9 protein-coding genes, 1 tRNA gene and 1 pseudogene are annotated in these 11,048 nt (G+C 62.4%); 4 read left to right on the top strand and 7 right to left on the bottom strand.

Going from position 1 to position 11,048, the window contains the following annotated elements; all coding sequences use genetic code 11:
- The first annotated feature begins 17 nt into the window (after positions 1–17).
- A complete protein-coding gene (locus D458_RS36660) occupies positions 18–194 on the top strand; it encodes a hypothetical protein (protein ID WP_017584777.1) in 177 nt (58 codons plus the stop codon).
- Between the two features lie 469 nt (positions 195–663).
- Here D458_RS36660 and D458_RS34710 read toward each other — a convergent pair whose 3' ends face one another.
- Complete coding sequence (locus D458_RS34710) at positions 664–2,391, bottom strand: serine/threonine-protein kinase (RefSeq protein WP_051049551.1); 1,728 nt, start codon at positions 2,389–2,391, stop codon at positions 664–666.
- Between the two features lie 598 nt (positions 2,392–2,989).
- Entirely contained in the window at positions 2,990–3,517 is a 528-nt protein-coding gene (locus D458_RS0100585) for an SMI1/KNR4 family protein (RefSeq protein ID WP_017584780.1), read from the bottom strand.
- 324 nt (positions 3,518–3,841) lie between these two features.
- Between D458_RS0100585 and D458_RS36175 the strand changes: the two genes are divergently transcribed.
- Positions 3,842–3,903: transfer RNA gene (locus tag D458_RS36175), tRNA-OTHER, on the top strand.
- Positions 3,904–3,915: 12 nt separating this feature from the next.
- Here the strand turns inward: D458_RS36175 and D458_RS37320 are convergent.
- From D458_RS37320 to D458_RS37325, 4 genes are all read right to left on the bottom strand, one after another.
- The gene (locus D458_RS37320; protein ID WP_239647858.1) at positions 3,916–4,440 is read right to left on the bottom strand and encodes a site-specific integrase; all 525 of its coding nucleotides are present in this window, start codon (positions 4,438–4,440) and stop codon (positions 3,916–3,918) included.
- On the bottom strand, positions 4,419–4,574 hold the full coding sequence (locus tag D458_RS38130) for a hypothetical protein (protein WP_394296570.1): 156 nt from the start codon (positions 4,572–4,574) through the stop codon (positions 4,419–4,421). The genes D458_RS37320 and D458_RS38130 overlap by 22 nt, the downstream gene beginning before the upstream one ends.
- A gap of 850 nt (positions 4,575–5,424) precedes the next feature.
- Complete coding sequence (locus D458_RS36180) at positions 5,425–5,979, bottom strand: hypothetical protein (RefSeq protein ID WP_152521016.1); 555 nt, start codon at positions 5,977–5,979, stop codon at positions 5,425–5,427.
- Between the two features lie 1,010 nt (positions 5,980–6,989).
- Positions 6,990–7,412: a polymorphic toxin-type HINT domain-containing protein gene (locus tag D458_RS37325; protein WP_017584781.1), complete on the bottom strand. Its 423-nt coding sequence runs from the start codon at positions 7,410–7,412 to the stop codon at positions 6,990–6,992.
- Between the two features lie 611 nt (positions 7,413–8,023).
- Between D458_RS37325 and D458_RS35155 the strand changes: the two are divergent.
- Positions 8,024–8,825, top strand: a pseudogene (locus D458_RS35155) (IS5 family transposase).
- 125 nt (positions 8,826–8,950) lie between these two features.
- Complete coding sequence (locus tag D458_RS35160) at positions 8,951–9,598, top strand: hypothetical protein (protein WP_239647859.1); 648 nt, start codon at positions 8,951–8,953, stop codon at positions 9,596–9,598.
- A gap of 169 nt (positions 9,599–9,767) precedes the next feature.
- Here the strand turns inward: D458_RS35160 and D458_RS36185 are convergent, their stop codons facing one another.
- On the bottom strand, positions 9,768–10,817 hold the full coding sequence (locus D458_RS36185) for a hypothetical protein (protein WP_152521017.1): 1,050 nt from the start codon (positions 10,815–10,817) through the stop codon (positions 9,768–9,770).
- Between the last annotated feature and the right edge of the window lie 231 nt (positions 10,818–11,048).

Raw genomic sequence — 11,048 nt, forward strand, 5'->3', positions numbered from 1 at the left:
ACGGGAGGGAAGTGAGCATGCAGGATCCACAAGCGCTCTACGACGAGGTCGCTCGTGCCGACGAGGAGCGGTGGGTGCGGTCGCTGGTGGGTTGTGAGGAGCCGACGACTGACCAGAAGCGCGAGCAAGCCCTGATGGGTCTGGTCGAGAGTTGGATCGAGCTCGCCTTCCCCACGAACAAGCCTGAAGTATAGAACAGGATGGGGGCGCCACGACCTGGCGCCCCAAGCGAGTCTGGGCCCTCAAGCGTTCCAGAGCTGGCTTCCGAACTCCGTCCGCAGGGCCGCTCCGGCCCTACCGCCACAACTCCTTGCAGACCGGGGGTGCCGCCAGCCTCTGGTACATCTACAGGTGATCAGCCTCCATCGCGCCGAGTGACGGGAGGCGATCCCGGCACACACCAGAGCCTTCACCAACCTCGGTACAAGACAGCACCGGTACAAGATCGAGCGCTCGATCGCCTGGCTGGGCTCCTAGCGCAGGCTGAACGTGCGATGGGAGCGCAATACCTCCACCTTCCTGGCCATGCTCGGCATCGCCTGCATCCTCATCTGCTACAAGCACCTGGCCCAGCATGTCGATGGCTTTTGAGATGAGCTCTTATGCGGAGTCAGGAACCCCGGCCGCAGACTCGAAAATCTGATCCCAGGCTGCGCTCGGAGCTCACGGAGCGGGCGGCTGTTCGACCCACAGGTCATCGGCGAACCACCGCAGCGCCGCACGCAGGCGCTCGGTGTCGTGATGCTTTGCGACACCTACTTCCTTGGCGACGCACACGACCTTTCCCCCCTGAAAGTCCTCGAGCGAGGTGAACTTGGGGAGGACTTTGCGGGTCCAGACCACGAGCCGGGCAGTGCTTCCCTCACCGACCATGCTGACCTGGGTCAGGTCCTGCCAAGAGGCCGCCAGCTTTCCTGGCCCCTTCTCCGCCCCAGCCGTCAGTTCGCTGTCGCGCAAACCAAGACTCGGGGGCCCCTCGAAAACCGTGGCGCCAGCCATCCAGATGGCCACGCCGACCGTGCCGACTAGGGACAGTCCACCCAGCCAGGGAAAGATGAGATCCGCGACGCGACTGATGACTAAGCCGAGGAACACAATGCCAGCTAGGACGAGGATCACTACGAGAATATCTGCCACTCCCCGGCGTCCTTTGAATACCACCTCCTCCACCGGTTCTGGCTGGGTATTACTTCCAGTTCCGACGTCGAAGGCCATTCGCGTGGTGCCACGCGGTTCGATGCCGATGCGGCGCACCATGCTGTGTTGCTCACCGGAACCGACCTGCACGGTGTGCTTGCCCGACTCGACGGGGAAACTTCCGCGTTCGCCTGCCGGGACGGTACCCATTTCAGCTCCGTCCACCAGGACCGCCAGCGGGTTCAGGGTGAGGTTGCCGATGACCAACTCGGCGTCCGTGGGCTTGGCCGGGACTCGCTCGGGGGACAGCGGCGGCCTCTCGGGGGCGGCTCTCTTCATCTCGGCAGGCGGTGTCTGCGGCGCCTGGACCCGCGTGTAGGCGAGCGTGTGCCGGGACAGTGCCTCGGTGATGTCCGGGGGCAGCCATTGCCCGTCGCCGGGCCGGGACGGGGCCCCGGCGGCCAGGGCCGCCATCACCTCCTCCACCCCCGGCCGGGAGCCAGAGGCTTTGGCCAGACAAGCCCTTACCAGGTCGACCAGGGGTGCGGGGAGGCCGGCCAGATCGGGTTCCTCGTGCACGACCCGGAAGCCCACCGCGTGGCTCGGGCCCTCCCCGAAGGGGCTGCGACCGGTGGCGGCGAAAGTGAGCACGCACCCCAGCGAGAACACGTCCGAGGCCGGACCGACCTTCTCGGCCCTGGCCTGTTCGGGGGACATGAACGCTGCGGTGCCCAGAACCGTGGAGGAGTGGGTGTGGGAGGTGGAGTCCAGGGCGCGGGCGATACCGAAGTCGATCACCCGGGGCCCGTCCGCGGCGAGTAGGACGTTGGCGGGTTTGAGGTCGCGGTGCACCAGCCCTTGGGCGTGCACGGCCGCGAGTCCTTCGGCCAGGCCGGCTCCGAGCACGGTCACTGAATCGGTCGGCAGGGGGCCCCGGTCGGCCACGGCGCGGTGCAGGGTGGGTCCGGGGATGTAGGCGGTGGCCAGCCAGGGCGCGGTTGCGTCGGTGTCGGCGTCCACGACCTGGGCGGTGTAGAATCCGCCCACTTTGCGTGCGGCGGCGACTTCGGTGGCGAAGCGGCGCCGAAAGTCGGGGTCCTGGGCGAGTTCGGGGCGCACGACCTTGACTGCGACGGTGTGTCCGCCCGGGGAGCGGCCCAGGAACACCTGTCCCATGCCGCCGCCGCCCAGGCGTGCGTGCAACGTGTAAGGGCCGACCTGGGCAGGGTCACCGTCGAGTAGGGGGTCGGTCATGGCACCGCTTCCAAGGGGGTTGGGATCGGTCGGGAGTAGATGATCCCAAGGATCCCTGCCCCAGTTGTACTTCTTGCCGGAACCGGTCACCCAGGCCTCAGCCGCCGCTCGCATATCGGGGTGTCGGTAAGGAGCGTGTCCGGGGTGGTGTTTCGTGCTGGGTTCATTGAAGGCGAAGAATCAACGCTTCGTCTTCTGTTGACCCGGCCTACTGCCCGTAGAAGTCGTCCTCGAACCCCGCTGGCGGGACCAGCCACGCCGTCCGCTCAGCCGCCTTCGGCGGCATGGCGCCGGTCTGACCCGACATCGCCTTCAACGGCCTCCAGGTTCACACGAGTGACGGACGGGAGGCGATCCCGCATGCCGCAGCCTCCACCACATCCGGCACGAAACACCCCGACGCAGGACACGGATCAGGGTCGCCCGTTGTTCCTGACCCAAGTCGGCCATGAGACTTGCCTGCGGCCGCTCCATGCCCGCTCCGCCCACCCCGTCGGCGTCCGACCTCGCGAGAGCTGAGCCGACCACCAGCCACGTAAGCGGAGAATTCGGCATCACCGAGAGGAGTCGCAGCGCACGGCCTGGTCGATGCCCGAGACTACGACGCATACGGTGTGAAGGATGGACGTTCTACCAGGTGGGCGATGGTGAAATCCTCGAAGGTGACGTCGGTCAAGACTCGGAAGAGGCACTCCGAGGCGGATATCGGCAAGCACTGCCAAGGTCCGTCCTCCTCCCGTGCCACCACTGGCCAATCTTCCGGTGGCACCTCGGCGTCGGCGGCCCAGCAGAACTCGACGGCCGTCACCGACATGGCCCAGGGGATCAGACCCGCCCCACCCGGACGGTAGAGACCATACGGATCGAAGCTGTCCCGCGTGAGCGGATATTTCTCCAGTGTCCGCCACAACGACGCCAACTTGTCCACCACCTGCGAGTCGGCGCCTCCCGTCGCACCGTACACATGCAGATACTCGCTGAACTCACCCGCGCCGAAACACCGGCAGAGCTCCTTGTAGTCGGCGGGAAGCGCCGTACCCAGCCGCGCCTCGATCACCTCCCACGCGATGTCGACGTCTATCGACCACCACTCGACGGCATCGGCGATCCGGCTGACCCACGACACAGCGCCTCCCCTTCCGATCACCACGGCACGTTGTCAATCCGGGCACTGCCCGCTCCCTGGACGTTACCCACCCACTGGAGTGCACCTTTTTCGCCCTCAAGGTGCAGACCACAGCCCGGTGGCGTCACATCCACGAGCCAGCGCCACGACCCCTGGAAAGGATCCCAATGTTGAGAACACCGCGAGGTGCCATCGGACGTCGCCGGGGCCGGTGTGTGCTCCGTTTGTGCTCCGCAGTTTTGGACCGGGACGCCACCGGGCAGCACGACGCGGCACAGGACGGCATCACGATTTGGATGGTGCGGGACGGAACGGTACGTAGTGGCACCTGACGGTACGCGCTTCTCATCCGACGGTCGCAGGTTCGAATCCTGCCGGGTGCGCCACAAAACCCCAGGTCACAGCCTTACCTGAACATGGGGCAGCCTCGCTGTTCGTGTGGTGGGTCCACGGTGGGTCCCGGGTGGGACCGGCACCGAACCCCGCTGACCAGGCCTGCTCCGCACCTGTCGGCGAACCCGACCGGCATCCCGTAACACCAGCGACGCCGTGCGTTCCGCTGCTTCCCGCGCCACCTGCGGAAGCACGCTGGAGTAGGTGTCCGCGGTCAGCACAATGCTCGCGTGCCCCAGCATCGCCTGGACCACCTTCAGCTCCACCCCGGCCGCCAACGCCAACGTCGCCACACCATGACGAAGGTCGTGCAATCGCACCGGCGGCAACTCGCTGGAGGTGTTCAGCTTCCGAAACAGGCGTGAGAGCCGCTCCGGCGCCAGCACCCCGCCACCGATCGCCGTGAACACGTACCCGCCCCGGTCCCACACCCGGCCGTGCTCTTCAGCTTCCTGTTGTTGACGCCACCGGTGACGACGCAGCACACCGACCGTGGTGTGGTCCACCATCAGCGTGCGCCGACTCGCCATACTCTTGGGTGCCACCTCCACCAACCCCGCACCGCAGTGGGCCTGGAGCTGGCGCACCACCCGCACCGCCCCCGCTCCAGGTCGACATCCTCCCACCGAAGCCCTACGATCTCGCCGCGGCGCAGCCCGGTCATCACCGCCAGGTGAAACAAGGCGTACAACCGGTCGCCGCACACGTGGTCCAGGAAAGCGCGGGTGTGCTCGACCGTCCACACCGCCACCGCCGGCCGCACACCGTTGTTGTGCCAGTCCGCGATGGCCTGCTCGGTCCACACCACCGGCCGCGCGCTCTGCCCTCCCTCCAACCGCAACCCGTTCGCCGGGTTGGAAGGCAACAGTCGCTCGCGCACGGCGGTGTTCAACGCCGCCCGCAACGTGGCCCGCAACCCGCTGCACCGTCGCCCCAGCCACCCGCCCACCCCGGGGCGTGACGTGTTCGGCGATGCCCTCGAAGGCCCGCTGCACCCGGGCGGGCGTCAACTCCGCCAACACCGCCTCCCCCAGATGCGGGACGAGGAAGCGGTCGATGTGCTCCTGATAGCTCACCCGGGTGCGCGCACGCAACCGGCTCCGCCCGTCCAGCCAGTGCTGCAACCAGGCCGCCACCGTCCACACCACCGGCTCCCCAGTCCCAGCCTCATCGCCTCGGGCCCTGCGCAGAGCAGCACGCGCGGCCTCACGGGAAACGAACCCGCCCCGCCGCACCCGACACCGACCACCCGCGGCCCGCTCCGACTCCAGCGAGAAGTACCAGCTCCCATGCCCACGACACCGCAACCGCGGACAACCACTTCCCAACCTGCTCGAAGACCCGGCCACCCGGCACCCGCACCGCTTGAACACCGAACCCGAACCGAACATCACCACCACCTCCAACCCCAGTCTCACCCTGAGTGCCAGAGAAGGTGAGTGACGGGAGGCGATACCGACATGCACCACGGCCTCCGCCACACCCGGCACGAAACACACCCGTCAACCGCATAATCAAAGATCAGTAGTAAAACCACTCAAAGCCCAGTAAACAAAAAATGAAACAACCCAAATGACTGGCACGGACACTAGGTTCAAATGGAGGGAATCAATTCTTCCACCATCGCCGCCACTCCACCTTGAAGTCCAATATTCACGATGTTCATTTATTCTTTCAGCAGCACGAGAGGCACTTGGACTTCCAAGAATAGAAGAAACCACAGATCCCTGGAACGCCGGAATATTAAGCATCTCCCCATCTTCGAGTTCAATCAGCAGAACTCCACCACTCACCCAAATTCGCCCGATCCGAGACACCGGAACCGCAGTCCTCGTCAGGTAGCCTCGAGTAACAAGATAACCCCCTTCGATTGAAACATTTCTCCAATACACGACCTTCAACTCAAACCAAAAAGCCAGGGCAAAGACACTGGAGATAACTAGGACCCCCTCTAATCCAAAACCCTCACCAATCACCGCCAGCGCAAATAGAAACCACAGAGAGAAGCTCAGAAACACCCCCAGAAACAGACTCCCCCTACCCCGAAAAACCTCTACACCCTCAGACAAAATTAATTCCTTGAAAATGGGTTGTTGTACGGCTTGGGCCCTCCGAACGTAGCGCCGCTAGCGAAGTTAATCGCATAATTCGCCGACGAGGCCCCCCAATCGACCGAACCTGAAGTCATATCCCATCCTTGAAAAATCCCCTCTTTTCGCTGAGGGTTTTCCGACTTGGGATTATAATCCCATTTCTGAGCACCAGCCCGAACCGTAGGCCTCGATCTCATAGAACTCAGGACACCTCCACACCCAGCAGACCCCGAGACACGACAACCAGCGAACCACCTAGCGCACCCAGCCACTTCATCCGACAATTCTAAATTCAAAATACCAGGATACCGATCAAAGTCTAGATGCCCCTTCAGGCCAAATGAAAGACTTGGGCGGGCCAACTATTGCAGCCTCAATTTTCCCACCCCGACCATCAGTGAGAATCATCATCCTCCATTCAGAGGACCTGATGGCAAAAAGGCCACACTCATCCTTGTTTTCAAGAGCCTCAAAGAACCCCATCCACCCAAACCTCTCCCGAGCAAGCTCAGGATAACTTGAATACCTGGATCTATGGATATCCAAAAGCCTGAAGCTGGGTGACACAAACACCCTGAAGGACGCACCAGGATCCCAGCATGCGTTATCCAAGACTTCCTCCGGAATGTCCTCCAAAGATCGACAAGGTCTTTTCTTCAGCATGCAAATCACCCTGTCGCGAGAAATATTAAAAATATAAACCCTCCACCAAGAACAGGCACTGGCGCCTAGCGGCTAACGAAAATTAATATCTCCCGGGGACATGCCCGACCAGGCCACACCGACTTCGCCAGACATGGGTCCCTTGATTATAACCTCGCACTCTCCCTCAAGCTCCACCCACGGTTGATCATTTGAATGAACGTGATCCCTCCCCGCGGGAATCCTCGACCTGAGGACAGCACCAGTACCCCCATTCATATTAGCAGCGGTCAAAGCAACTCTCGGGCTGGTCGTCCAACTTGTGTATTCATTGTTAGTGTTACCTAGATGATGTGCCTGAGGATCTGAGTTGCCACCCCTAGGATTTGCAACTCCGTTGACCGCATCCTCGAAAGCCGGATTTGCACCGCCTGTTTGTCCGCTTTTTCCGAAACTCCACGATATACAGTTGCCCCGCCACCACAGTTGTGGTTGAGAACATCCACCGAGTCCATGGCCACGTGGTAGGTGTGGACGCCCTGCACGGTCAGGTTATGAACCGTCGCGCTCTGGGTCCGGGCCTGGACCGCGCTGACCTGTACCCAGGTGCCGGAGGAGGTCTGCAGCCACATGCCCGGGGCCAGGTCGACCGCATCCACCCACAGGCCCAGATCCGGAACCCAGAACGGGTGACCGTCAGTCGCCACGATCACGTCCCCGGCCACTTCCGGCTCTGGAACACCCTCAAAGACCTCGTGAGGTGCCATCGGACGCCGCCGAGGATCGGTGTGTGCTCCGTTTGTGCTCCGCAGTTCTGGACCGGGACGTCCCCGGGCAGCACGACGCGGCACAGAACGGCATCCTGATTCGGATGGCGCGGGACGCAACGGTACGTAGTGACTCGTGACGGTACGCGACCATGGAACTTCTAATCCGACGGTCGCAGGTTCGAATCCTGCCGGGTGCGCCACAAAACCCCAGGTCAGGAGGGGTGCGCGAGGACCTCGGAAGAGGTCCTCGCGGCGTTTTCGGGGCTTGTGTGCTCCATACGTGCTCTTCAGTCCGACCTCAGTCGAAACACCCCCATCGGACTGAGAAAGCCCATCTCAAACCCTACTCGCCCCCTACCAACAACGGCGGGGACGAACCCGGCCCCACACCGCCACGTCCGCCCACGACCACCCCTCCCCCACCCCAGGGGCCCACAGGGCCGGACATACGTCCACCGGCCCGCTGACGGGCGCAGCCCCGCGCATCAGGGCCGCCGTGGCTTCGATCACATACGCGAGCATCGTTCGATACGTGCACTAAGAGACGTGGGCGGTGAAGCGCCTTAGAGCCCATCTCATCTGGGTTCTCGGTAGCCTGACCGGGGGCGATGGTGGAACGGCTGGTGCCGGACGAGCTGTGGGAACTGTTCCAACGAGTGGTACCCGAGCCACCCGCACGACCCCCAGCACAGCGGGCGGCGCAGACGGCGACTGCCAGGTCTTGGCCACGCTCCTCTCCGTGGCCACCACCGGCTGTACCTGGGCCCTGCTCCCGCCGGTGTTCGGTCCGTCCGGCCCCACCGCACACCTCCGCTTCACCGAGTGGCTCCAGGCCCGGTTGTGGACCAAGCCCCACCGGCTCGTGCTGGACGAACCCGGTTTCCACGGTGAGCTGAGCTGGTCGCGGTGCGCCATCGACTCGGTCAACTGCCCGTCCTCGAAGGGGAATCTGACGGGCCCAAGTCCTGTCGATCGGGGCAAGAAGGGGGCGAAGATCCACCTGATCGCCGACCGGGCGAGCCTGCTCCTGGCTGTGGCGACCTCCGAGCCAACACCCCCGACAGCCAAACCCTGTTCCCCCTGGTGGCAGCGATTCCTCCGATCCGCCCACGCCGCGGACCCCAACGGCGCAAACCGATCGAGCTGCACGGCGACAAGAGCTACGCCTACGCCCACCTGCACCACTGACTCCGAGAACGAGGAACCGTCCACCGCCCGCCCCGCAAAGGCGCGGAGTCCTGGAAACGATTGGGCCAGCACCGGTAGCAGGTCGAGCGCACCATGGCCTAGCTGGCCGGATACCGACGCCTGCAGTACCGCTACGAGCACAAAGCTTACTTCCTGGCCTTCGCCGGCATCCCCTGCACACTGATCTGCTATTGCCAACTCCCTAAAGGAGATGAGCTCTAAAGCCAGCTTGTCTCCCTGCACCCCAACCCGCCCTGACAGACGCATCTCGGAGCCTGCAGGCTGCCTAAAATTGGACAAGCCACCTCCGCTGGCCAATCCCGGCCTTCAGCTACTAGCTTGGTCGTATGAGCAATGGAATCCATTGGATCGGAGAGCATAATCTGGTGCCCCGGACCCCTGGCCTCCCGGGGATGCGGGAGGGAATTTCCCTCACGGTTGCCCGCGGCATCAGCGCAAGAGAGTTCCTCATCAGCCTCGGAGCACACGCAGAGGACCTCGACAAAGGAACCCTCTTCAAAGATCGCAAAAAGAAAAGCACCGCGACCTTCGACTCTTTCGCCATGTACGGAACCCAAAGGGAGTGGGTGTATGTTCTAGAAACCCCACCCGACGCCACTTGGTACGCACAAATATTCAATCCCCAAAGGCGAAAAAAACTGGATGGAGTAGAGATCATCTGTGTAACCCAGAGGGAAGATGATCCACCACCTTACGTTTCACACGTCACACCCGAGGGTCAGACTTCCGACGTAGAGTGGGGCGCCCTTACCGGGCATCCAGATTTTGATGAGGCACTTCGCTCCGCTGGAGCGATTTACCCTTCGGTTCAAGACTCTCCGAAAGAAGAGGTATTGATATACTGGGAAGAGTATATGGATGATCTTCTACCGAGGATCTTCACCGCAGTAGGAAACTACTGCGAACTGGAGATCAGTCAATGCGAAGTTGAAGCTGGCAACCTCCCCCTGGCCATTTTTCCTCCCGCGTTCTAAACTCATGCTTGGGAGGGGCGCCAAAGTGCACCCCTCCCAAACGTTAGCCATTATTAGATCAGGGGGTGCTCATCTCGCAGATGACAGGCTCCACAGGAGCACCGCCCGCTGTATAACGGCAGTCACCGCTCATACGAGAGTCCACCCAGTACGCATCACTGTCCGCGAGTCACACTGCCGCCCTGAACTGAGGGAAGACACTCATCGACTCCTGGTTTTGGCGTCCGGACATCGCGGAGCACCCACAAACTTCGGTGAAGTCAGGGATCATGCCGTCGATGTTGTACAGATGGATGTCGCCCTCATGTTCCTTGGCGAAGGTTTGAATGCAGGCACTACCGTTAGGGGCGCGGCCACCCGGAAGGACTGCTTCGTTCAGTCCTCCTTCAGCCTGGGACATACCGCCACTGTTATAGGTGGATGCAAAGGCGAACTCGTCGCAGTTCAATCCCGGATCACCCTCATCCAGGGCACTTTCATCACCGTGGTCGGCTGCCCAACCTCCGGGGCATACTCGCCCTCGACTCCTGTTGCTTTGGCTTTGGTCTTCCATGAAGTACATGGGCTTCCCGGAAGTTCCGCCGTATCGTTTTCCAGGACGATTAGGTGTCATGTTCTGGATCAGCCAGGCATGAGCAGCGGCCTGCGGGTAATTCTCAGAGTTGAAGGAGTAAGTGGGCGGCGAGTTAAGGAAGACACAACCGGTATTCTCCCAGCCCCTGCGGTCATGACCCTTGGTGTCGCAGCGAACGTATTCAAGGCCCACAGTCTGAGGCCAAGGCTCATCCGACCACGTGTACTCCGCCGTCTCGCCATCACCACTCTCTAGGGTCATCGCAATCGTGACGTCCGGCTTGAGTAGGTACTCCTGGTCGCTGGTACCTGTGTCCCAGTTAAAAGGGCTCCTCACCCAGGCGGTATGCGAATCACCAGCCTTCCAGACAGGTTCGCCTTCCCAAGCACTGGGGCCCGGAGCCACCGCGGTGCATCCCTCTCCGCAGGTGTGTCCAACGATGCTCGCCCAACGCCCGATATGCAGGTGGCGTATCGCTTTCATTGCTCGAAGTCCGGCGGAGCAACCCAGTCGGACGGCCTGCACATCGACAGCAATGCCGCCCCACTGGTTCTTACACCTTCCATCGGCATCACGGTACATGCCGCGGTCTTGACCGAACACGGTCTGGCCGCTCCACCCCAAGGGTGAAGCGGCCAGACTCATAGGTCGCTCGGTTCACTGGTGAATCCGAGGAGGCTCTCGTTTCGAGCCCAAGGGAAGCTTGGAATCGAAGCTCTCCCTCCTCGAGTGCGAATTCACATTAGTATCCGTTCACGTATCCGTCACCGTTGCCATCTCCGTTGCCATCTCCGTTCCCATCTCCGTTCCCGTCACCGTTGCCATCTCCGTTCCCGTCACCGTTCCCGTCACCGTTGCCATCTCCGTTCCCGTCAC

It is taken from the genome of Nocardiopsis ganjiahuensis DSM 45031 (assembly GCF_000341085.1).
Classification (GTDB): Bacteria; Actinomycetota; Actinomycetes; order Streptosporangiales; family Streptosporangiaceae; genus Nocardiopsis; species Nocardiopsis ganjiahuensis.